General features: G+C 62.3%; 16 protein-coding genes. 12 read left to right on the forward strand and 4 right to left on the reverse strand.

Annotated elements, in window-relative coordinates:
- Positions 1-5: 5 nt before the first annotated feature.
- The 4 genes from I5S59_RS18135 (at position 6) to I5S59_RS18150 (ending at position 4,448) form a co-directional block, all read left to right on the forward strand.
- Positions 6-1,202, forward strand: a complete 1,197-nt coding sequence (locus tag I5S59_RS18135; RefSeq protein WP_197877841.1) for an acyl-CoA dehydrogenase family protein — start codon at positions 6-8, stop codon at positions 1,200-1,202.
- A gap of 15 nt (positions 1,203-1,217) precedes the next feature.
- Positions 1,218-2,357, forward strand: a complete 1,140-nt coding sequence (locus tag I5S59_RS18140; RefSeq protein ID WP_197877842.1) for an acyl-CoA dehydrogenase family protein — start codon at positions 1,218-1,220, stop codon at positions 2,355-2,357.
- A gap of 36 nt (positions 2,358-2,393) precedes the next feature.
- Positions 2,394-2,849 (forward strand): MaoC family dehydratase, encoded by a 456-nt coding sequence (locus I5S59_RS18145; protein WP_197877843.1) that lies wholly within the window; start codon positions 2,394-2,396, stop codon positions 2,847-2,849.
- 243 nt (positions 2,850-3,092) lie between these two features.
- Positions 3,093-4,448: a DUF1329 domain-containing protein gene (locus I5S59_RS18150; RefSeq protein ID WP_197877844.1), complete on the forward strand. Its 1,356-nt coding sequence runs from the start codon at positions 3,093-3,095 to the stop codon at positions 4,446-4,448.
- A gap of 69 nt (positions 4,449-4,517) precedes the next feature.
- Here the strand turns inward: I5S59_RS18150 and I5S59_RS18155 are convergent, their stop codons facing one another.
- Together I5S59_RS18155 and I5S59_RS18160 are read right to left on the reverse strand one after the other, a co-directional pair.
- Positions 4,518-6,095: an AMP-binding protein gene (locus tag I5S59_RS18155; protein ID WP_197877845.1), complete on the reverse strand. Its 1,578-nt coding sequence runs from the start codon at positions 6,093-6,095 to the stop codon at positions 4,518-4,520.
- A 111-nt stretch (positions 6,096-6,206) separates the two neighbouring features.
- Complete coding sequence (locus tag I5S59_RS18160) at positions 6,207-7,391, reverse strand: acetyl-CoA C-acyltransferase (RefSeq protein ID WP_197877846.1); 1,185 nt, start codon at positions 7,389-7,391, stop codon at positions 6,207-6,209.
- A 263-nt stretch (positions 7,392-7,654) separates the two neighbouring features.
- Here I5S59_RS18160 and I5S59_RS18165 point away from each other — a divergent pair, with 263 nt between their 5' ends.
- The 7 genes from I5S59_RS18165 to I5S59_RS18195 all read left to right on the forward strand — a co-directional run bounded on the left by I5S59_RS18165 (position 7,655) and on the right by I5S59_RS18195 (position 19,106).
- Positions 7,655-8,797 carry an acyl-CoA dehydrogenase family protein gene (locus I5S59_RS18165; protein WP_128325415.1) on the forward strand — a complete coding sequence of 381 codons (1,143 nt, stop codon included), beginning with the start codon at positions 7,655-7,657 and terminating at the stop codon, positions 8,795-8,797.
- 250 nt (positions 8,798-9,047) lie between these two features.
- The gene (locus tag I5S59_RS18170; protein WP_197877847.1) at positions 9,048-11,729 is read left to right on the forward strand and encodes a LuxR C-terminal-related transcriptional regulator; all 2,682 of its coding nucleotides are present in this window, start codon (positions 9,048-9,050) and stop codon (positions 11,727-11,729) included.
- A 261-nt stretch (positions 11,730-11,990) separates the two neighbouring features.
- The gene (locus I5S59_RS18175) at positions 11,991-13,136 is read left to right on the forward strand and encodes an acyl-CoA dehydrogenase family protein (RefSeq protein WP_197877848.1); all 1,146 of its coding nucleotides are present in this window, start codon (positions 11,991-11,993) and stop codon (positions 13,134-13,136) included.
- A 32-nt stretch (positions 13,137-13,168) separates the two neighbouring features.
- Positions 13,169-14,308, forward strand: a complete 1,140-nt coding sequence (locus tag I5S59_RS18180; protein WP_232239840.1) for an acyl-CoA dehydrogenase family protein — start codon at positions 13,169-13,171, stop codon at positions 14,306-14,308.
- A 25-nt stretch (positions 14,309-14,333) separates the two neighbouring features.
- Positions 14,334-16,151 carry an SDR family oxidoreductase gene (locus tag I5S59_RS26595; protein ID WP_197877850.1) on the forward strand — a complete coding sequence of 606 codons (1,818 nt, stop codon included), beginning with the start codon at positions 14,334-14,336 and terminating at the stop codon, positions 16,149-16,151.
- Positions 16,152-16,293: 142 nt separating this feature from the next.
- On the forward strand, positions 16,294-17,322 hold the full coding sequence (locus tag I5S59_RS18190; protein WP_232239834.1) for a thiolase C-terminal domain-containing protein: 1,029 nt from the start codon (positions 16,294-16,296) through the stop codon (positions 17,320-17,322).
- Between the two features lie 86 nt (positions 17,323-17,408).
- Positions 17,409-19,106, forward strand: coding sequence for an AMP-binding protein (locus I5S59_RS18195; RefSeq protein ID WP_197877852.1), 1,698 nt, complete (start codon positions 17,409-17,411; stop codon positions 19,104-19,106).
- Between the two features lie 216 nt (positions 19,107-19,322).
- Here the strand turns inward: I5S59_RS18195 and I5S59_RS18200 are convergent, their stop codons facing one another.
- Complete coding sequence (locus tag I5S59_RS18200) at positions 19,323-20,693, reverse strand: DUF1329 domain-containing protein (RefSeq protein ID WP_197877853.1); 1,371 nt, start codon at positions 20,691-20,693, stop codon at positions 19,323-19,325.
- Between the two features lie 25 nt (positions 20,694-20,718).
- A complete protein-coding gene (locus I5S59_RS18205) occupies positions 20,719-22,638 on the reverse strand; it encodes a DUF1302 domain-containing protein (protein ID WP_197877854.1) in 1,920 nt (639 codons plus the stop codon).
- Positions 22,639-22,903: 265 nt separating this feature from the next.
- Here I5S59_RS18205 and I5S59_RS18210 point away from each other — a divergent pair, with 265 nt between their 5' ends.
- A complete protein-coding gene (locus I5S59_RS18210; RefSeq protein ID WP_197877855.1) occupies positions 22,904-24,091 on the forward strand; it encodes a lipid-transfer protein in 1,188 nt (395 codons plus the stop codon).
- Positions 24,092-24,122 lie beyond the last annotated feature (31 nt).

Here is a 24,122-nt window from a genome sequence, read left to right on the forward strand (position 1 = left end):
ACACCATGGATTTTCGACCTGATGCCAGCCTCGAGGTGTTCCGCCAGGAGGTTCGTCAGTTCCTTCGGGACCAGGTCCCGGCAGACCTGAAAGGGCAGCAGCGCTGTACCCGCTCGCCACGCGAGCAGATCATGCGTTGGCAAAAGCTCCTCAACGAACGTGGCTGGGGGGCACCGTACTGGCCCAAGGAGCACGGCGGCACGGGCTGGACGGTGCCGCAGATCCTGGTGTTCGATGACGAGTGCAGCCTGGCTGGCACACCGACCCAGGATGGCTTCGTGCACAAGATGCTCGGGCCGGTGCTCAATGCCTTCGCCACGCCTGATCAAAAGGCCGAGCACCTGCCGGCCGTGTTCAATGGCGAACGTTTGTGGTGCCAGGGTTTTTCCGAGCCTGGCGCCGGCTCTGACCTGGCGTCGCTGCGCACCCGTGCCGAGCGTGACGGTGATTGCTACGTGGTCAATGGCCAGAAGATCTGGACCAGCTACGCCCACCACGCGGACTGGATTTTCCTGCTGGTGCGTACCGACCCGCAGGTGAAGAAGCAGGCGGGTATCAGCTTCCTGCTGGTGGACATGCGCACGCCCGGCATTACCGTGCGGCCGATTCGCAGTATCGACGATGCCCATCACTTGAACGAAACCTTCTTCGACAATGTACGGGTGCCGGTGGGTAACCTGATTGGCAGCGAAGGGCAGGGCTGGAGCATTACCAAGTTTCTGCTCAACAACGAACATGCCACCACCGCCGATTTACCCGAACTCAAACGCTACATGCGCGAACTGCGCTTGATTGGCACAACGCTGCAGGTGGCCGGCAAACCGTTGTTCGAGCGTCCGGAGTTCGCCCTGAAACTGGCGCGCCTGGAGGTTGAGCTGCAGGCGATCGAGATGCTGGTGCAGCGTGTTGCACGCCTGGATGAACAGCAAAACCCGGCGTCCCACACCCTGGGGTCGATGCTCAAGATTCGCGCCACTGAACTGCAGCAACGCATGACCGAGGCGCAGATCGAGGCACTGGGGGATTACGGTGCGATTGCCTATGCGCATCCGCATGAGGCCGATCCACAGCAGCCGTTTCCGCTGCAGGCGCTTGCCCGGGGTATCAGCAACGATATGTTCCTGCGCCGGGCGTCGACCATCTACGGCGGCACCAGTGAAGTGCAGCGCGGCATTATCGCCAAGATGCTGTTCCAACTCTGATATCAGGAAACCGCTATGGATTTCGAATTCACTTCGGAACAACAACTGTTGCAGGACAGCCTGCGACGCTATGTAGACAAGGCCTACAGTTTCGAAGCGCGTACTGCGCTGCTGGCAGCGGGCAAGAACGGTAGCGCCGAAAACTGGGGCATCTTTGCCGACAACGGCTGGTTGATGGCCGCGTTGCCGGAGGCTTATGGCGGGCTTGGCGGTTCGCTCGTGGATACAGTGATCATTGCCCAGGAACTGGGTCGCGGCCTGGTACTGGAGCCTTTCCTCGGCTGTGGCGTGCTGGCCGCACAGACCCTGCTGGGCGCCGCTAGCGAGGCGCAGAAAGTACGCCTGCTACCGCAGGTGGCCGATGGCTCCTACCGCGTAGCATTGGCCTACAGCGAGCCAGGTTCGCGTGGTATGCCTGAGCCGGTTGCGCTGCAGGCCGAGCGCATCGGCGACGGTTATCGCCTGTCCGGGCGCAAAAGTCTGGTACTTGGGGCGCCGGGGGCGGACGCCTTCATCGTTTCTGCACACATACCGCAGACCCCGGGCGTCAGCCTGTTTCTGGTCGAAGCAGGCTGCGCCGGCCTCGAATGCCAAACGTTGCCACTGCACGATGGCAGTTGGGTCCAGGAGCTGCAGTTCGATGGCGTTGAAGTTGCTGCCGATGCTTTGCTCGGTGAGGCAGGGCAGGGCTTGCCCGGGCTGCGCCAGGGGTTGGCCAACGGCATTGTAGCCCTGTGTGCCGAGCTGATCGGGGCGATGGAAAAAACCCTTGAAGTCACCGCTGACTACCTCAAGGTACGCCAGCAGTTCGGCGTGCCCATCGGTTCGTTCCAGACACTGCAGCACCGCCTGGCCGATATGGCTGCGGAACTGGAGCTGGCGCGGTCAAGCCTGCACGTGGCCCTGGCGTCGATGGCCAACGATGATGAAACGACCCGCTACAAGACTGTTTCCGGCAGCAAGATGCTCATTTGCCGCGCCGCCAGGTTTGTCTGTGGCCAGGGCATCCAGTTGCACGGCGGTATCGGCATGACTGAAGAGTACCTGGTCGGCCACTACTACAAGCGTGCCGTCGTCGCCGACGTGTTGCTCGGTAGCAGTGACGGTCACGAAGCCGCCTGCGCGGCCGCATTGCAGGCCGAGTTGCGCGCCTGATCCGCCCACAGACAGACCCTCGAGAACCGCACAACAATGAAAAGCTACGAAACCCTGGCTGAACTGCAAGGCCTGGTCGGCGAAGTCGTCGGCACCAGTGACTGGATCAGCATCGATCAGCAACGCATCAATACCTTTGCCGAATCCACTGGTGATCACCAGTGGATTCATGTCGATCCGCAACGCGCCGCCAGCGGGCCTTTCGGCAAGCCGATTGCCCATGGCTTCCTGACCCTGAGCCTGCTGCCGACTTTCATGACCAACGCGTTTGAGCTGCGTGACGTGAAAATGGGCGTGAACTACGGCATGAACAAAGTGCGCTTCGTCCAGCCGGTGCCGGTGGACAGCCGCCTGCGCGCGCACTTCAAGGTGCAGTCCTGGGAGCCGCTGGACGGCAACGGCGCCCAGGTGACCTATGAGATGACTGTTGAGATCGAAGGTGCCTCAAAACCTGCCTGCGTAGCGGAGACCATCTTGCGCGTCTTTGCCTGATCGCACCCTGACGGGGACAAACGCCGCGCCCACAAACGCCACGCACAGTGCTCTGTTGCGTGGCGTTTGTGTTTTGGCGATGGCTGGTAGACGGCCCCCCCTCGCCGCGCCAATAAGGGGGGGGCGAGAGGACAGGGTGGTTGGTTAAAAACATAGGGCCAGGACGGGAAGAGAAACCGCATTTCCTGAGGGGCCGGGCGCGCTTTAGCAGACGCTCAAACCACCATCCTAGAGGTTGGAGACATGATTAGACTGACAAAAACCCTGATTGCTGCCGCGTTAGTGGCTGCACACGCAGGCGTGCTCCATGCAGCAGTAAGCGAACAGGAAGCCCGGCAACTGGGCACGACATTGACCCCCGTGGGCGCCGAGATGGCCGCAAATGCCGACGGCAGCATCCCGGCCTACACCGGCGGGCTGCTGACCGCGCCCGCAGGTTTTGACAAGGCGTCAGGTATTCGCCCTGATCCCTTCATCAACGAAAAACCGCAGTTCACCATCGATGCTTCGAACGTTGACACGTATGCGGACAAGCTCACCGAAGGTACCAAGGCGCTGATCAAGGCCAGGCCGGGCTTTCGCGTTGATGTCTACCCGACCCACCGCACGGTCGGTTACCCGCAGTTCGTACTCGACAACACCCGCAAGAATGCTACCCAGGCACAGTTGACCAACGACGATCAGAACTTGCAGGGCGCGCGCGCGGGGGTGCCATTCCCGATTCCCAAACGCGGTATCGAGGTGATGTTCAACCACTTGACCCGTTATCAGGGGGTGGGTTATCTCGCGCCCAAGTACGGCGCCTACAACGTCGATGCCGCCGGCAAACTGGTGGTCTCGACCGAGGGCCGCTGGATGTACGAGATGCCGTACTACGACACCAGCAAAGACGAGGCACCGACGCTCATTACCCGTGCCCGTGCCAACTACACCGGGCCGGCACGCCGCGCTGGCGAAGCGGTGATGACCTTCGACAACCTCGACACCGAGAAGGGCCGCAAAGCCTATCAGTACCTGCCGGGGCAGCGCCGTGTGCGGCTGGCGCCCGATCTGGCTTACGACACACCAAACGCCAGTACCTCGGGCATGTCCACGGTCGACGACATCTACCTGTTCAACGGCAGGCTGGACCGCTTCGACTGGAAGCTGATCGGCAAGAAGGAAATGTACGTTCCTTACAATACCTATCGCTTCACCTACGCCGATGACCCGAAGAACGTGTTCGGGCCGAAGTTCATCAACCCCGACCTGGTGCGCTGGGAGCGTCACCGTGTCTGGGTGGTGGAGGCCAACCTCAAGGAGGGCAAGCGCCACATCTATTCCAAGCGTACCTTCTACATCGACGAGGACAGCTGGACCGCACTGGCAGTGGACCAGTATGACGGGCGTGGCCAGCTCTGGCGCCCCGGCTTCAGCTACATGACCCAGATGTATGATGTCGGTGCAATCAACAATTCGCCGGGCGGCCACTACGACTTGATCAGCGGCACCTACTACATCAACGTCTGGCCCGGCAAAGGCGGTGTGAAGGTCATGGACAAGCTCAGCCCCGACAACGGCTGGACATCCGACAGCCTGGCCGGTGCCGGCGTTCGCTGATATAGCAGGGTTTCCATCGCGGCACATGCCCACGCCTGCAACAGGCGAAGGCGTGTGCCGCGAGGTCGTTCAGGATACCCGGCGAGGTTGATCGGACCAGTAACGGTCCCTTACCTGACGCCGCAGCACCTTGCCGACGGCACTCAGGGGCAGCGCGTCCACCAACTTGACTGACTTCGGTGCCTTGAAGCGGCCCAGACGCTCCTTGACCAGCACGATCAGTTCTTCTGCAGTCACGCACATGCCTGCTTTGAGCACCACTTCGGCATGCACCGCTTCACCCCATTTGTCATCCGGAATACCCACCACAGCCGACATCGACACGGCGGGGTGGGCGTTGAGGGTGGCTTCCACTTCAACGGCGTAGACATTGAAACCTCCGGTGATGATCACATCTTTCTTGCGATCGACGATGAACACATAGCCGGCTTCATCAACATAGCCCAGGTCCCCGGACTTCCAGTAGCCATCGCTGAACTCGGCTGCGGTACCTTGCGGATTGTTGTGGTAGCCGCTGATGGTGCCGCGCCCGCGCAGCCAGATTTCCCCGGTGCTGCCGGGCGCCAGGCGATTACCTGCTTCATCGACAATCTTCAGCTCGATGCCGGTCACCGGCCGTCCGGCGGAGGCCAGCCGACCCGTCTCCACGGCATCCAGGTGGTCGGCCTTGTTCAGGGTACAAACCGCCTGGGCACACTCTGTGGCACCGTAGAGCTGAAAGAAGATATTGCCGAAGCGCTGCTGGGCTTGTCTGAGCTTGGCCGGACTCATCGGAGCGGCGCCGTAGAACAGTGTTTGCAGGCTGGAGAGGTCGGACTGTGATGCCTCGGGCAGTTCGAGCAACCAGCCGACCAGGGTCGGTACCATCAGCGCGGTGGTGATGCGCTCCGCTTCTACGTTTCGGCACCAGGCCTTGAGGTCGGCGGCATTCTGGGTCACGGTGCAGCCGCCACGAAACAGTGTTGGCAGCAGCGACAACCCTGAGCCATGGCTGATGGGCGCTATGTGCAGATAACGGGTGTTTTCGTTGAAGGCCTGACTCTGCTCGCTATCGGCATACATCGAATCACGCGCCGCCAACCAGTTGTCGATGGTGTAGCGGGCGCACTTGCTCCTGCCGGTGGTCCCTCCGGTAAAGCGATAGATGAGAGTGTCCTGGTAGACATCGGACTCGATGTCGGGCTCCTTCTCCGGGACGCCTTCGAGCAGTGTCCAGAAGTCCAGCGCGAAAGTGCAGCCGGCAGGTGGCGGGTCCATGCACACCACCGTGGCGCCGCTGGCACGCAGCATGTCGTTGTACGGTGGCAGCAGGGCCCGCTCGATGAAAATGACTTTCGGCTCGATGAAAGTCACCTGCCAGCGGTGTTCTTCCAGGGAGTCGCGGATGTTGGTGTGGGCGAATGCCACCTCACCCTTGAACGCGGTCCAGGCATGCAAAAGCGACAAGTTGTCGTTTTCCAGAATGCACAGCGCGGTATCGCCACGCTGCAGGTTGAGCCGTGTGCGCAGCATCGTGGCGATACGATTGGTCAAACGGTGCAACTCATCGAAACGATACCGCCGGTTGCGCTCGACGTTGACCAGCGCGTCCTGCTTGGCATAGCGCTGGGCAACCTGAGCCATGACGCGGGAAAAATTCATCTTCATCGCGATCTCCATTTGTTGTTGTAATCAGTGGAGAACGCATTCTAGGAAGCACCGCCTGGTGCAGCGCCTCCCTACAGGAGAGGGGCACATGCACGCACAGCTGTGTGAACGTCAGTAGACCTCGAACAGCCCGGCAGCGCCCATACCGCCACCAACGCACATGGTCACCACGACATAACGCACGCTGCGGCGTTTACCTTCGAGCAGTGCATGACCAACCATGCGCGCGCCGCTCATGCCATAGGGATGGCCGATGGCAATGGCGCCGCCATTGACATTCAGCTTGTCATTGTCGATGCCAAGCACGTTGCGGCAGTACAGCACCTGGCAGGCGAAAGCCTCGTTCAGTTCCCACAGGCCGATGTCATTGACACTCAAGCCGTGGGCCTTGAGCAGTTTCGGTACCGCCAATACCGGGCCGATGCCCATTTCATCCGGGGCCAGGCCCGCCACCGCAATGCCGCGGTAAGCCCCCAGCGGTTCAAGGTTGCGCTGTTCGGCCAGACGCCCGTCCATCAATACACAGGCACTGGCACCGTCGGACAGCTGGCTGGCGTTGCCGGCTGTGATACAGCCGCCTTCAATGACCGGCTTGAGCCGGGTCAGGTCGTCCAGCACGGTGTGCGGACGGTTGCCTTCGTCCTGGCTCAGGCTGGTTTGCTGGAAGCTGACGGCCCCCGTGGCTTTGTCCACCACCTGCTGAGTCACCGTCACCGGAACGATTTCGCCTTCGAACAGACCTGCTTGCTGCGCTGCTGCTGTACGTTGCTGGGATTGCAGCGCATAGGCGTCCTGGTCGTCGCGGCTGATGCCATAGCGCTGGGCAACCAGTTCGGCGGTGCGCAGCATCGGCATGTAGGCATCCGGTGCATGGCTGAGCACCTGAGTATCGTGGAACTCGCCAATCCACTGGGTGTGGCGGTTCTGTACCAGGCTGATATGTTCCTGACCCGCCCCCAGGGTGACCAGCATACCGTCGACGATGATCTGTTTGGCGGCCGTGGCAATGGCCATCAGGCCTGATGCGCACTGCCGATCCAGGGTTTGCCCGCTGACACTAACCGGTAGCCCGGCCGCCAATGCGCTCATGCGCCCCAGGTTCCAGCCCGCCGTACCGGCAGGCATCCCGGTGCCCATGACCAGGTCCTCGATTTCATTGGCACGAATGCCTGCGCGTTCCACCGCCGCGCGGATGGCGAATGCCGCCATGGTCGGTGACGTGGTGTGGTTGAACGCGCCGCGAAAAGCTTTGGCTATGGGCGTGCGGGCAGTTGAGAGGATGACGGCTTCTTTCATGGCGTAGGTCTCTGGAAGGTGGCGCCTGGTGCCCTTCGCCGGTGTCGGCGGAGGCGACGGAAGCCGCAGTAAATCCAATTCCGGCACCTCAGCGTAACTCCCTTTCGGAGGGGGGCGCAGGCGCGAAGGGTAGGGCGGCGGCACGCTGCAAGGGGTTGCTGGTCGTTGCCGGATTGCCACCGCCTACCCGCTTCGAGGGGGTAGAAGCTGATTGCGCGGCCCTAATGTGGCGCAACGCAGCCACTGTCTCCCGAGGTCAAACGATGATTCCGCGTACCCTTTTCGATCATGAACATGAAGCGTTCCGCAGCACCGTGCAGCGTTTCCTCGCCGAGGAATGCACGCCCTTCCATGAACAGTGGGAGGAAGATCATCGGGTGCCGCGCCAGGTATGGCAGCGTGCCGGCGAGCTGGGCATGCTCAATGCCACCACGCCTGAAGCCTATGGGGGGCTGGGACTGGACCGGCGCTTTTCGATGATCGCTGTCGAGGAAATCGCCCGGGCGGGGCTATCGGGCTTGAACGGCTTCAACGTGCACGACATCTGCGCCGGGTACCTGAACAATTTCGGCACTGAGGCTCAGAAACAGCAATGGCTGGGGAAAATGGCCGCGGGTGAAGCCATCGCAGCGGTGGCCATGACCGAACCCGATACCGGCTCGGACCTGCAGGCAGTAAAAACCCGCGCCGTGCTGGATGGCGATGAGTACGTTATCAATGGCGCGAAGACGTTCATCTCCAACGGCACCAACAGCGACATCATCGTGGTGATTGCCAAGACCGGCACCAGTGGCAAGGGTTCGCGTGACATCTCGCTGATCCTGGTGGAGGCCGAGCGGGCGGGCGTCAGCAAGTCCAAGCCGTTGCGCAAGGTCGGTATGCACGCCCAGGACACCACCATGGTGTTTTTCCAGGATGTGCGTGTGCCCAAGGCCAATATTCTCGGCGGTGAGCCCGGCCAGGGTTTTTATCAATTGATGAAAGAGCTGGCCTGGGAGCGCCTGAGCATCGGCATCCTTGCTATTGCCGCGAGTCAGGCGGTGCTGGAGCAGACCATCGCCTACACGCGTGAGCGCAAGGCATTCGGTACGCCGATCTTCGAATTCCAGAACTCGCGCTTCAAACTCGCCGAGCTCAAGACCGAGATCGTTCTCGGGCAGACCTACGTTGATCGTTGCATGGAACTGATCCTGCAACACCAGCTGAGCCCGGAGGCAGCTGCGGCAGCCAAGCTCTGGTGTACCGAACTGTATTCAAAGGTGGTCGACCAGTGCGTACAGCTTCACGGTGGCAACGGCTATATGCTTGAGTATCCGGTGGCGCGGCATTATCTGGACAGCCGGGTCAACCGTATTTATGGGGGCGCCAACGACATCATGCGTGAACTGGTGGCACGCACCCTCTGAACCTCTGCCGCAGTGACGACAGCCCCCTCACTTGTAGGGGGTGGTTTATCGCTGATCCCCGCCACCATCTGTGCCAGGCGGATCCTCGAGGTGCCGCAAGTCAGGGCGTAGTAACGATACGTGCTGTCTTTTGCCGGTATTCGGGTAAATAATCCGAAAAAACGCCAGAACGTGGCCACACCTAGCCGATCATGCAGCACCCCGGGGTGCTGTAGCGGTGCATTCGGCGGGATCGGAGACCAGTCAGCACATGCATACCGACAAACTGCTCGTATCGACGAAATTTGCGCCACCGCGCATCAGCACCCAGACGATCGTTCGCGAACGCCTGCTGGAGGATCTGCGCAGCATGGCGCAGTGCCGTGTGGGGCTGATCACCGGAAGCCCCGGTTTTGGCAAGACCACACTGCTGGCCCAATGGCGTCAGGTGATGATGCGCTCGGGGGCTGATGTGGCCTGGTTGTCGCTTAGCGCCGATGACAAACACCTGTCGATATTCTTCGCCTACCTGCGCGGTGCCCTGCAACGCCTGGGCATTGCCCTGGACAGTGGCATCCCGCTGGAAGGCGCGCGTCAGGAGTTGATCGATGAAGTCGTCGCGGCGATCGTCGAAGGCGCCGCTTCAATCAATAAAGAGCTGTACCTGGTCGTCGACGACTACCAGCATGTTGTTGATCCGCGCGCGCATCAGTTGATGCAAAAACTGTTGGATCATAGCCCGGAAAACCTGCACTTCATCATTTCCTCACGGGTTGGCCCACCCTTGAGCTTCAGCCGCCTGCGGCTCAGTGGGCAACTGGTGGAGATCGATTGTGCGGCCTTGCCGTTTGACCTGAGCGAGTCGCGGGCATTCCTTGAGCAGAGCCTGGCGGCGCTGAAACTCAGCCCGGAAGAACTGCATCAGATCCATGAACTCACCAGTGGCTGGCCGGCGACCTTGCAACTGGTGATCATTCTCCTGCGCAGTGATCCGGAATCACGCGGCACCTTGCGCGAGATGGGCTGGCGCTCCGACGACCTGCAAAGTTACCTGGCCGAAAACGTCATGGCCCATCTGCCTGTCGAACTGGCAACCTTCATGGAAAGCATCAGTATCTGTCGTCGCTTCAACGCCTCGCTCGCGCAGGCAGTGACCGGCAATGACGCAGCGCAGGCGATGTTGAAGCGTCTGGACGAAGATAACCTGCTGATTTTTCGCGTTGAGGCGGACGACCGCCAGCCCTGGTACCGCTTTCACGCGCTGTTCGGCGATTTTCTGGCCACGCGCCTGGCCCGGCGCGACAGCACCTCGCAGACGGAATTGCACAGCCGCGCGGCTCACTGGTTCGCTGAGCGCAAACTGCTCGCCGAAGCCGTACGCCATGCCACCCAGGCTGGCGATCTTGGATTTGCCGCCCAGGTGATTGAACGGGCGGCACCGGCCACCTGGAGCCTGGGGCAGCTCAGCCCGCTGCTGCGTCTGCTCGACCGCTTGCCACAGGACATCCTGTTCTCCAGGCCTCGGCTGTTCTTCCTCGGTTGCCTGGCCTATGCGCTGACTGCGCGTCCGGCCAAGGCCGAAGCCTGGCTAGAGCAGTTTCGTCACAGCGGTGCGGCCCATCAGGACGACGTCGCCTACCGACTGCCGTTGGTGCAGGCCACCATAGAGCTGCAGCGTGACCGCACCGAACCGATCATTGACCTGCTGAAGGATTTTCAGGCGTTGCCCGATGATTATTCGGTAACTCGCTATGGTGCCCCGGCATTGCTGGCCATTGCCTACCTGGCAGCGGGACGCATGGAAGAGGCGTTGCGCTGCCTGGATGACAATCCGATACCTGAATCCGAGCTGGATGCCGAAATGGCCCTGGTAGCTCAGGGCGCACGAACCCTCTGCTACCTGCAGGAGGGGCGCATTCTCGAAGCCGAGCGCGTTGGCGCTGCGCAACTGGCCCGCGCCGTGTCGGTTCACGGTCACCGCTCGGCCAGTGCCTACCTCGGTGCCGCCACCCTGGCTGAAGTGTATCGGGAGCTGGACAGAACCGATGAGGCGCGGGAAATCCTTGCCAACCGGAGTGGACTCTTGCAGTGGGCAATGCCCGATACCATGTTGCGCGCCACGATCTGCCGCGCGCGTCTGGATCTGCTGCAAGATTGTGCTGCAGTGGCAATGGCTTTCCTGGAGCGCCAGGAGCGTCATTTTCGCACCATCGGCCAGGATCGCGCCCTGGTCCACTGTCTGGCCGAACAGGTACGCATTGCCTTGCTGGAGAGCAACAAAGCCTACGCCAGCGAACAGGTTGCCAAGTTGCAGGTGCTGGCAGAGTTGCACAAAGGCGCGCAAGGGTTTCAGGCCGATATCATGGCGATGACGGCGTTGGCGCGTGCGCGTCTGTTGCTGGCAACCAACTACCCGGACAAGGCGCTGCAGGATCTGCAACTGCTCAATGGCTATGCTTGCACATTCCGCCGCGGTCAACTGCAGGTTACCGGCCAATTGCTCATGGCCTGCGCTGCTGCCGACCTGCGCCAACCCGAGCAGGCCCAGGAACACCTGGTCGCGGCCCTGTCCCAAGGCCGCGAACTGGGTTTGGTACGCACGTTTCTGGATGAAGGCGAGGTGCTGCGCAAGATGCTCTCGGCGCTGACAAACCAGGCACTGGCAAGCGCCGACGTGACGTACCTGACCCTGCTGCTGGAGCGCTTCGGCCAAGGCGGAGCAGGGCGCAGCAATGATTCATCCGCCCATGGCGCGCCCTCGATGCTGACACCACGCGAGCTGGCCATCCTGCAGTTGATCAGCCAGGCCATGGCCAACAAACGGGTGGCCCTGACCCTGAACATTTCCCTGGAAACGGTGAAATGGAACCTGAAGAACATCTACGCCAAGCTAGGTGTTTCCAGTCGCTATGACGCGGTGTCCTGGGCGCGCAAGAACGGCCTGATCGAGTAAGCGCGAAACCACCCGTACAGCGCGCTGGCGGGACGTTGCGTGGACGTCTCGCCAGGCACTCTGCACGGGCATTTCGCCGGCCTAGGCTAAGCGCCTTGGCCGCCACCCGCCCAACCCCGGTCGGGGGGGCACAACCCTTACCTTGAGTCACTGCGCAGATCCCCCCCGCCGTGAGGGGGCGGTTCAACCAACGCTCCTCCTATGATCGATTCAGCGCCCCCGCAAGGGCGGCAGAACGATGAGCCGAGGAGTAAACCTTCAATGATCCCGCGTAGCCTGTTTGATCATGAGCACGAGGCGTTTCGCAGCAGTGTGCGACGCTTCCTGGCGCACGACTGTGCGCCCCGCCAGGAAGAGTGGGAAGCCGATCATCGGGTGCCCCGGGAAATCTGGCAGCGGGCCGGTGCGCTGGGCATGCTCAATGCGACCACGCCGCAAGCCTACGGCGGCCTGGGCCTGGACCGGCGTTTTTCGATGGTGGCCACCGAAGAGATCTACCGTGCGGGCCTGGCCTCCGGGCTGATCGGTTTCGGCGTACATGACATCGTCGCCGGCTACCTGGTCAACTTTGGCAGCGAAGCCCAAAAGCAGGCCTGGCTGCCGAAGATGGCTGCAGGCGAAGCGATCGGTGCCGTGGCCATGACCGAGCCGGACACCGGCTCCGACCTGCAGGCGGTAAAGACCCGCGCCGTGCTCGAGGGTGACGAATACGTCATCAACGGCGCCAAGACCTTCATTTCCAACGGTACCAATTGCGACATCGTGGTGGTCGTGGCCAAGACCGGCAACACCGGCAAGGGCGCACAGGACACCTCGCTGATCCTGGTCGAGGCAGACCGTGCGGGCTTCAGCCGCTCGCAACCGTTGCGCAAGGTCGGCCTGCATGCCCAGGACACCACCATGCTGTTCTTCGACAACGTGCGGGTGCCAAAAGAGAACCTGCTCGGCGGCGTGCCGGGGCAGGGCTTCTTCCAGTTGATGAAAGAGCTGGCCTGGGAGCGGTTGTCCATCGCCATCAGCAGCGTCGCCGGCTCCCTCGCGGTACTGGAAAGCACCCTGGAGTACACCAAGAGCCGCAATGTTTTTGGCCAGCCGATCTTTGCCTTCCAGAACACCCGCTTCAAGTTGGCTGATCTGAAGATGCAGCTGGCGGTCTCGCAGAACTATGTCGACCGCTGCATGGAACAGTGCCTGAACGGCACCTTGAGCCCGCAAGCGGCAGCCGCCGCCAAGCTGTGGTGCTCAGACCTCTACACCAGGGTGGTGGACGAGTGCGTGCAGCTGCACGGCGGCAACGGCTACATGCTCGAGTACCCGGTAGCCCGTCACTACCTTGACCACCGCGTGCTGCGCATTGCCGGTGGCGCCAACGACATCATGAAAGATCTGGTCGGGCGCACGCTCTGATCCGGGCCGCTGAGGAATACCCAATGGAATACCTGATCCCCCGTACACTGTTCAGCACCGAGCATGACGAGTTCCGTCGCGCCGCACGCCGCTTCATGGAAGAAGAAGTGGCACCGTTCCACGCCCAGTGGGAGAAGGACAAGTGCGTCCCCCGCGAGGTGTGGCGCAAGGCTGGCGAGCTGGGCATGTTGCTGCCCTCCATGCCTGAAGAATACGGCGGCCCGGGTGCCGACCGCCTGTTCGACATGGTGTTTGCCGAAGAATTCATGCGCATCGGCGCCACCGGGCTGATGGGCTTTGGTGTGCATGGCCTGGTGGCGTTCTACATCCTCAACTACGGCACCGAGGCGCAAAAGCAGGCCTGGCTGCCGAAGATGATCGCCGGCGAGGCGGTGGGCGCCATCGCCATGACCGAGCCCAACACCGGTTCCGACCTGCAGGCCGTGCGCACCCGCGCCGTGCTGGACGGCGATGAACTGGTGCTGAACGGTTCCAAGACCTTTATCTCCAACGGCGCCTCCTGCGACCTGGCCCTGGTGGTGTGCAAGACCGGCACCAGCGGCACGGCCAAGGACATCTCGTTGGTCATCGTCGAAAAAGAGCGCGCCGGCTTCGAACGCTCGCAGCCGCTGGAAAAAATCGGCCTGCATGCCCAGGACACCAGCATGCTGTTCTTCGACGACTGCCGTGTGCCCGCTGAAAACGTGCTGGGCGGCGAGCAGGGCCAGGGCTTCTACCAGCTCATGCATGACCTCGCCTGGGAACGCATCATCGGCGCCGTGGGCTTTCAGGCCCAGGCCGAAGCGGCCTTTGAGAACACCCTTGAGTACACCCGCACACGCATCGTGTTCGGCAAGCCGGTGCTCGATTTCCAGAACTCGCGCTTCACCCTGGCGCAACTCAAGACCGAAATCCAGATCGGCCGCTCGTGGGTCGACAGCTGCATGGACTTGTTGATGCGCGGCGAACTGAGTGCCGAGACCGCAGCAGTGGCCAAGTACTGGACCGCCGAACTCAGCAGTCGCGTGGTCGATGCCTGCCTGCAGCTGCACGGCGGCAATGGCTACATGACCGAATACCCGATTGCCAGGCTGTACCTGGACACACGCGGCAACCGCATCTGGGGCGGTACCAACGAAATCATGAAAGAAATCATCGCTCGCACCTTGTGAGCGCCATAACAATAGGAGTGCACACGTGTCTGAAGAAATTCGTTTTGACGGTAAAGTCGCCATTGTCACCGGCGCCGGCAACGGCCTGGGTCGTGCCCACGCGCTGTTGCTGGGTGCCCGCGGCGCCAAAGTGGTGGTCAACGACCTCGGTGTCAGCACCGATGGTCTGGGTGCCTCCAGTGCTGCCGCCGATGCTGTAGTGGCCGAAATCCGTGCCCTGGGCGGTGAAGCAGTGGCCGACCATCATTCGGTCACTGAAGGCGAGAAAATCGTCGCCACCGCGCTGGAAGCCTTTGGCACCGTCGACATCCTCATCAACAACGCCGGCATTCTGCGCGACACCTCGTTCCACAAGATGACCGAAGAACAGTGGGACCTGATCCAGGCCGTGCACGTCAAAGGCGCCTTCCGCCTGACCCACGCGGTGTGGCCGATCATGCGCGAAAAAGGCTACGGCCGGATCGTCATGACCGCTTCGGGCACCGGCATCTACGGCAACTTCGGCCAGTGCAACTACGGCACCGCCAAGGCCGGGCTGATCGGTTTTGCCAGCTCGCTGGCCCTTGAAGGCGCGAGCAAGAACATCCGCGTCAATACCATCGCGCCGATCGCCGCCTCACGCATGGTCATCGCCAGCGGCCTGTTCCCTGAAGAGCTGCACGACAAACTGAAAGTCGACGATGTTGCGCCGCTGGTGGGCTGGCTGTGCAGCGAGCAATGCCAGGACACCGGCGGTCTGTACGAAGTCGGCGGCGGCTTCCACGCCAAGTACCGCTGGGAGCGTTCGCAAGGCCGCCTGCTGCACACCAACACCCTCAGCCCGGAACTGGTGCGTGACAATTGGGAGCGCATTACCCGCTTCGACGAGCACAGCGTGCACCACAGCAATGGTGGCGAAGGCTTCACCGAGCTGTTCGCGCGCATGGCGTCGCCGGCCAAGGGCGGTAACGCCTTCGTCGACATGGAAGTGGCGGCCAATGCCGTGTCTTACCTCGAAACCGAATATGACCAGAACGATGCGGCGCTCTATGCGCTTGCCGTCGGCGCCGCCAAAGACCCGCTGGACCGCACCGAACTGCTGTACGTCAACGAGTTCACCGGTGACGACTTCCGCGTGCTGCCGACCATGGCCGTGTTGCCGGCAACCGAAGTGTTCCTGCGTGCTGCCAAGTCCGGCGAGCCACAGCTTGAAGGCTTGAACCTGCCGTTCGCCAAGGGCCTGCATGGCGAGCAGTACACCGTGATGTACCGCCCGTTGCCGCCCAAGGCCAAGCTCAAGCACACCATGCGCCTGAAGTCCGCCATCGACAAAGGCAAGAGCTCGGTGAGCGTCCTGGCCATCGAAACCACCGATGAGCACGGCACGCCGCTGTTCTATAACGAGGTCACCGGTTTCTACCCGGGCGTGCCGGGTGCCGGCCTTGAGCGGGTTGCCAGCGAGGAGATCAACGTGCCGCCGGCGCGCGTGCCGGATGCGGTGCTCGCTGACCAGACCGACGTCAACCAGGCCTTGCTGTACCGCTTGTGCGGCGACTGGAACCCGATGCACGTCGACCCGGACTACGCCGCCAAGGCCGGCTACGAAAAGCCGTTCCTGCATGGCCTGTGCACCTTCGGCTACCTCGGCCGTCATGTGATCAAGGCGTTCTGTGACAACGACTCGCGCCTGTTCAAAAGCGTGCGTGCCCGCTTTGCCTCGATCGTGATGCCGGGCGACACCCTGGAAACCCGCATGTGGCGCGAGTCTGCCACGCGCATCATCGTTGAGATGCGTGCGGTGGAGCGTGACGTGATTGTGCTGAAAAACGGTGCTGTGGAACTGTTCGAGTCCGTCCCGGGCTAACCCTCGGCCATCAACGGCCGCCTGCCGCTAGCCGGGACTGGTAGCGGCAGCTTCGCATTTTCAGGAGAGCACGATGCAACGTTGCGTCAATGTGATTGGCGTAGGAATGTCCCCCTTCAGGCCGGCCAGGGTGTATCCGGACATGGACGACCTTGTCGGCGCTACGGCCCGGCAGGCGTTGGTCGATGCCGGGTTGCCTGCCAGCAGCCTGACATCGATTTATGCAGCGTCGGACCTGCCTCAAGGCGCGACTTTGCAGCGTGCCCTCGACCGGTGCGGGATGCAGGGGGTAGCGCTACGCCACGAATTCCCGGATCACACCGATAACAGTCTGGTGCTGGCATGTGCACATCAGGCCATTCTGGCGGGGCAAGCCGAAGCCATTCTGGTACTCGGCGTGCAAGGTCAGGGTACAGTGCTGCCTGCGGTGGAACCCATGGGCATCGCTGCACGGGCATACATGGCCCGCTATCAGGCGCGGCGCGAAACCTTTGCGATGATCGCGGTCAAGGCGCGCCAGCACGCGGCGTACAACCCGCAGGCTGCGTTCAGCCAGCTCATGACCCTGGAACAAGTACTCGAGGCGCCAATGCTGGCCGAGCCGCTGACCCGGCCGCAATGGGCCTGGCCGACGGTGGGCGTTGCGGCGGTAGTACTGTGCTCAGGTGAATTCGCGCGCCGCCAGGGCAGTGGCCCGCTTGTGCGCACCTTGGGCCAGGCCTGTGTTTCACCCCGGCAGGTACTCGGTGCCGAGCTGGCATCGCCTTTTGCCGAGACCGGTTATGACATTCATGTCGCCGCCGCCCGCGAGTTGTATGAGCAAACGGGCAGGGGCCCTGAGGACATTGCCGTGTGCGAGTTGCATGACAGCAGCACACTCAATGAGTTGCTGCTCTACGAGGCCCTGGGTTTGTGCTGCGAAGGCAGCGCCGAAAAGCTGGTCGAAGAAGGTGACAACACCTATGGCGGCAACCTGGTGGTCAACCCTGGCGGCGGTTTGCTGTCACTGGGGCAGGCCGGGGCGGCCAGTGCGCTGGCGCAATGTATCGAGCTGGTCCAGCAGTTGCGCGGCAACGCCGGTCGGCGACAGGTTGCCAACGCCCGCATCGCCCTGCAGCATCAGGCCGGCCCTGATGGTACGGTAATCACCACCCTTTATCAGCGCGACTGAATTTTCGCGTTCAGCTACAGCAGGAAACGCTTAGAACAGAACACTTTCACCAGGTGGAGCACCACCCTTCAGATGCAGGATGTGCCATGAACAACAACAATAATCAGACAACCCTGTTGCATCGCTTCCTCGAGTGGGAGCGCAGTACACCCGATGCGATCTACCTGACCCAACCCTTGCCCGATGGCAGTGTGCAGGACTACAGCTGGCGTCAGGTCGGTGACCAGGCGCGGCGCGTGGCCGCTTACCTGCAAACGCTCGGCCTGCCGGCCAAGTCCTCGATTGGCCTGTATGCCAAGAACAGCGCGCACTGGATCATTGCCGACCTGGCCATCTGGATGGCCGGGCACGTCAGTGTGCCGCTGTACACCACCGCCAACGCCGATACTGTGCGTTACGTGCTCAAACACGCAGAAGTGCGCTTGCTGCTGGTCGGCCGCCTGGAAGGTGAAGAGGCTGGCTGGAAAGCGGTGCGTGCCGCGATCCCGGACGATCTGCCGCTGATCGATCTGCCCCAGTCCAGCGCTGGCGAAGGCATGCCATGGGCGCAGATCATTGAGTCCACGGCGCCGCTGCAAACCGTGGCGTTGCCTGCGCCTGAGGATCTTGCCACCATCATCTATACCTCGGGCAGCACCGGCGATCCCAAGGGCGTGATGCACAGCTTCGGCGCGATGTATGCCGCGCCGGCGGTAACCGGCTGCATGTACGCCAACGGCAAGGGCACCAGCAGCAGTGACCGTCTGCTGTCGTACTTGCCGCTGGCGCATACCGCCGAGCGTGCGGTGGTGGAAGCGGTGTCGCTGTTCAGCGGCTGCCGGGTGTTTTTCAACCTGGGGCTGGAGACCTTTACCGAAGACTTGCGCCGTGCACGGCCGACCATCTTTTTGTCGATGCCACGGTTGTGGGGCAAGTTCTACCAGGGCATCAACGACAAGATCGATCCGCACATCCAGGCCACGACGTTCGCCGACCCGGTGGAAGGCCCGCTGATGAAGGCGCAGATCCTCTCGGTGCTGGGGCTGGACCAGGTGCATACCGGCTTGTCCGGCTCTGCGCCGTTGCCGGTCAAGGTCATGGCCTGGTACCGCCAGCTTGGCCTGGAGCTGCTCGAAGGCTATGGCATGTCGGAGAACTTCGGCACGTCGCACTTCAGCTTGCCGGGGCAGGTCCGGGTGGGTTACGTCGGCGCGGTGATTCCGGGGGTTGAGTGTCGGATTGGTGACGACAATGAAATCCTGGTGAAAAGCCCGGCGCAGATGCTCGGTTACTACAAGCTTCCTGAACTGACTGCGCAAAGCTATACCGCCGACGGCCTGTTCCGTACCGGCGACCGTGGCGAACTGGATGAACAAGGGCGACTGCGTATTACCGGGCGGGTCAAGGAACTGTTCAAGACTGCCAAGGGCAAATACGTCGCGCCAGTACCGATCGAGGCCAAGCTGGGCAACCATCCTCGGGTCGAGGCGTCGTGCGTTACTGGCGTTGGTCTGGCACAGCCGTTGGCATTGCTCAATGTCTCGCCCGATACCCGCGCTGCGCTGGCGACTGCCGACGGCCGCGACAAGGTCGTCACCGAGCTTGAAGTGTTCCTCGCAGACGTCAACAGCCAGTTCGAGCCCCATGAACAGCTGGCGTGCTTGGTGGTAGTCAGTGAGCCCTGGACCATCGCCAATGCGCTGCTGACGCCGACCTTGAAGATTCGTCGTAGCCAGATCGAGGATCGCTATCACAACGCGATCGAGGGCTGGGGCGCGAGCCGTTGCAAGGTGCTGTTTGAGTAGGGCGTAGTGCAATAGACAAAGCCGGTCCTTGTGACCGGCTTTTTTATGCGTTTGGAATACGACCGCTGCGCGCTCGATCGCAGGCTAGCGCCAGCTCCCACAGCTCCCCAAAAAGCAGGTGATCTCAGTGTGGGAGCCGGCAGCGCCGGCGATGGGCTGCACAGCAGCCCCTAGGGTAGAAAAAAAGAAGGGCTGCGAAAGCAGCCCTGGGGGAGGTTAGCGAATGCCTGCGTTGCGCAAGGCCGCCGGGGTAAAGTCAGCCAGCTTGGTACGGCCACCGTATTGCGGTGCAAGCTTCGATTCGTTGCTCATCGTGGCGACAATGTAACGCCCGGCCAGCAGGTCATAGAAGCCTTGCGCCGCCGGCGCATTCAGGCCCTTGTCATAGTGGTTGTAGGTGTAGTTTTCACCCACGCGCCACAGCTGCCCACGGCCGTCATAGTGGTCCACCTCGGCCAGCACCCAGGTGTCTTCGTCAAAGTACATGTCACGCTTGGCATAGATATGCCGCTCGCCAGCCTTCAAGGTCGCCTGCACATGCCACACCCGGTGCAGCTCGTAACGGGTCAGGTCCTGGTTGATATGCCCGGGTTTGACAATGTCGGCGTACTTCAGGCTGGGCGATTGCAAGCGGTAGTTGTTGTAGGGAATGTACATTTCTTTCTTGCCGATCAGCTTCCAGTCATAGCGGTCCGGGGAGCCGTTCATCATGTCGGCGTTGTCGGAGGTGCGCATGCCGTCAGAAGCAAGGCCAGGAGCGTCATAGGCCAGTTGTGGCGCACGGCGTACGCGGCGCTGGCCGGCGTTGTAGGTCCAGGCTTTGCGGGGCTCGCTGACCTGGTCGATGGTTTCATGGGCCATCGACACGGTGCCGGCCAGGCGCGCCGGGGCGTTGACCGCGAAGATGTAGTAATAAAGGATGTTTTTCGCTTCCTGCGGGTTCACCCCGTCCATGTACTGCGGGAAGCTGTTCTGGTCATGGGTCTCGACAATGGTGTAGGCGCCATCGACCTGAGGCACGGCTTGGGTCGACCAGCGCTCGACGTTCTCGCCACGAAAACGGGTGACGTAGTTCCAGTAGACCTCGACGCCACTTTTAGGGATCGGGAAGGCGTAGTAGCGCGAGTCGGCGAAGTTGGTCAGGCCCGTGCCGTCATTGACCAGCTGCACGTTGACGGCGCTCTTCTTGGCGGCGGCATAAATCTCTGGCGCCGCACGCGCGGTACGGTGCGTCGCAAACACCGGGATCTTGTAGCTGTCCGGGTAGCGCTTGAACATCGCCAGCTGGCCTGGGGTCAGCTTGTCCTTGTACTGCTCGACATTGGCGGCGGTGATGGTGAACAGCGGTTTTTCACCACTGAACGGATCGCCAAGGAAGCCCTTGGCGTCGATGGCGGCCGCGCCGGGCTTGAGGCCACCGGTCCATGCCGGAATGCTGCCATCGGCATTGCCTTCTTTCTGTGCACCCAGTGGCGTCAGGGCCGTGCCGAGTTGCGCCGCTTCCTGCTCGCTGACAGCGGCCATGACGCTGCTGGCCAGCAGCGAGAGTGCCAGCGTTGAGGCCGTGATGAGCATGTTTGCTTTCATGTGAATACCCTCTGTCGGTTGCGGCTTAGAAGTTGACGCCGAAGCTGAGCGAGACGTAGTCCCGGTCAGTGCTGGTGTTGAATTCACCGCCGAAGAAGTCCGTGTAGTTCAGGCTCGCGGTGTAAGTGCTCATGTAGTCGGCATCCACGCCGACACTGACGGCCTTGGCACCTTCCTCGAAGTTCGGCCCCCAGCCGTCGACGTCGTGCGACCAGGCCAGGTTCGGCGAGAGGTTGATACCGGCAATCACGTTGGTGTAGTCGAGCTTGGCGCGCAGCCGGTAACCCCACGAATCGGTGGTGTAGAAACCATGGCTGTTGCATTTTTTCTGGGGGTTGGTGCTGGTGGCGCAGACCGTTGCGTTCTGGTTGCCCGGAAACTCGCCAGGCCCATACACCGGGCTGCGGCCAAAGCGCACGTCGGTGCCATCGGCGTCGCCCAGGCCGTTGATGCGGTTGTAGCCGACTTCACCGACCAGGGTCAGGCGGCTGGCACCCCAGATCTGGTCGAAGAACTGCGTTGCCGTCATCTGTGCCTGCATCACCGGCATGCGCTTGTAGCCCGGCAGGTCGCCGCCCAGCACCTGGGCCGTTTCACCGCTGGTGAACACTGGCGAGGTCTGGGTACGCAGGTCGGTGTCGGTGGACTGCAGGGCCGCCAGGTTGAGGTCGGCGGTGTTGATCTGCAGGGGCATGTTGGGCCGGAAGCTGACTTCACCACCGACGGAGGTTGCGCCCAGGGTGGTCTGGAAACTCACGCCGTACAGGCGGATGTCTTCCGGATAGTCGACCAGGTAGCGGGCCGAGCGCACCCGGTCAAACTGGTTCTGCACCGCCGCCAGCTGCCTGGCCGCCGCGGGCAGGGCCGCCAGCTGGGCAGCGGTGATCGGCGCCGTGGTGGTTTGCTTGAAGCTCAGGAACGGTGAGCGGCTGTGGTAGTTCATGGCGTAGAAGCCGAACTCGGTATCGTTCAGTTCCGGCACGAACCAGCGCAGGGCCACGCCGTACTGGCCACCATCACGCGCGTCGTTGTCTTCCAGGCGTGGCATGTAGACGTTGTCCACCACCCGCCCGCCCAGGATCTGCGCCGCCGTCGCGGTGTTCTTCGCAACGCCCGGCGCAAGGTCGGGGCCGGCAAACACCAGGCGGTCGTTGCAGCCCTGGGGCAGGGGGTCGGAGCCGAAGAAGGTGCCGCAGTTGTCGACCACCGAGTTCTCCCACTCCAGCTGGTAGAAGGCTTCGGCGTTGAGGTTTTCTGACAGTCCCTGGGACAGGTAGAACATGTTCACCGGCACCAGGCCTTCCTTGACCTCGGCACCCGGACGGCGCAGGGCCGCCACGTCGATCGGGTTGATGCTGTTGATCGAGTTGCCGATGAAGGTGCTTTCGCCCCAGCTCACCACCTGCTTGCCCAGGCGTACGTTACCGGCCAGGTCGCCCAGGGTGTAGTTGTGGTAGATGAACGCGTCGAGGAACTCGGCGCCCGACGACTTGGCGAGGTCGTCGCGGCCGCGGTCGTCGATGTCGTAGAACGGCCGGTGTTCGTCCTTGAGCTCAAAGTCGTACCAGTACTTGCCGCGCACGAACACGCCGCTTTCGCCGTACTTAAGTTCCAGGTCATGCACGCCCTTGAAGATCTTCGAAAAGGTTTCGCCCTTCTTGAAGTTCTGCCGGTTGTCGTCGGCGGTGCGTGTGGCCGACTCACCGCGCAGGCCCAGGGTGTTGGCAGCGTTGATGAACTTTGGGTCCGGCCCGCGTACTGCCCAGCTCGAACCGATGGACAGCGAGGAGTCGAACTGACCTTCGATTTCACCGATCTGGAAGTCGATGGCATAGGCGTTGGCGCAGGTGCCCAGGGCAACCGCCAGGGCCAGCAGGTGTGGGCGGAACGCGACCTGCCCGGCGGGGGCGCGTCGTTGAGGGCTTGGGTGTCTTGCGAAAGTCACGTGTTGGTTACCCCTGAGATCTTGTTGTTGTTTGGGTGAACTGCCAGCGAACGCTACCGCCGACGCTTCGAGGGCCTCCCCCTCGCGTGGGGGGGGATACCCCCACCATTGGTCTGACGCGGGCGCTGCCCCGCTGCCCGCACCCCCTCCACCCGAGGGGGCGTTAGCGCGGTGCATTACGTGACCATCGAAAAACGGTTTGCCGCGGTCGCTCTCAACCAGCGGCGAATGTTGCGAGCCTTGTTAACTCACCCTGGAGAACGTGATGTCGCAGAAAGTATTTGTTGCCGGTGTCGGCATGATTCCCTTTGCCAAACCTGGACAGAGCGGTACCTACATCGAGATGGGCGCACAGGCCATTCGTCAGGCACTGCAAGACGCGGGGCTGGACTACCGCAAGGTGCAGCAGGCTTACGCAGGCTACGTCTACGGCGACTCCACCAGTGGTCAGTCGGCGCTGTATGAGGTCGGCCTGACCGGCATTCCGGTGATCAACGTCAACAACAACTGCGGCAGTGGCTCCACGGCGCTGTTTCTGGCACGCCAGGCGGTGGAGAGCGGGGCGGTGGATTGCGCCCTGGCCTTTGGCTTCGAGCAGATGCAGCCTGGCGCGCTCAAGTCGCACTGGCTCGACCGCCCGATCACCTACGGCAAGGGCCATGAAGTGGCCGATGCGATCTTCCCCGAAGGCCGTGACATGCCCGATGCGCTGAAATTCTTCGGCGGCGCCGGGCGTGAGCACATGGAGAAGTACGGCACCCGCATGGAAACCTTCGCGGCCATTCGCGCCAAGGCCAGCCGCCATGCTGCGAACAACCCGCTGTCGGTGTTCAAGAAAGTGGTGACCACTGAAGAAGTGATGGCCGACCAGGTCATTTTCCCGGGCGTGATGACCCGCCTGATGGCCTGCCCGCCAACCTGCGGTGGCGCCGCAGCCATCGTTGTCTCTGAGCGCTTCGCCAAACAGCATGGCCTGCGCACCGACGTGTGCATCCTTGCCCAGGCGTTGGTCACCGACCAGCCGGACGCCTTCGAGCCAGCGTCGCTGATCAGCATCGTCGGTGTCGGCATGACCCGTCAGGCCGCTACCGAAGTCTACGAAAAGGCCGGTGTCGGCCCCGACGAGATTCGTGTCTGCGAGCTGCACGACTGCTTCGCCCACAACGAACTGCTGACCTACGAAGGCCTGGGTTTCTGCCCTGAGGGGGGCGCCGAGAAGTTCGTGATGGATGGCGACAACACCTACGGCGGCCAGGTGGTGATCAACCCGTCCGGCGGCCTGCTGTCCAAAGGCCACCCGCTCGGCGCGACCGGCCTTGCCCAGTGCTACGAGCTGACCCATCAGCTGCGCGGCAGCGCCGACAAACGCCAGGTAGCCAACCTGCACCACGCCCTGCAGCACAACCTGGGTTTGGGCGGCGCCGGCATCGTGACCCTGTTCGGGCGCGGCTGACGAAACTGCGCGCCTGCCTGGGCGCGCAACT

It is taken from the genome of Pseudomonas alkylphenolica, from assembly GCF_016009175.1.
Classification (GTDB): Bacteria; Pseudomonadota; Gammaproteobacteria; order Pseudomonadales; family Pseudomonadaceae; genus Aquipseudomonas; species Aquipseudomonas alkylphenolica_B.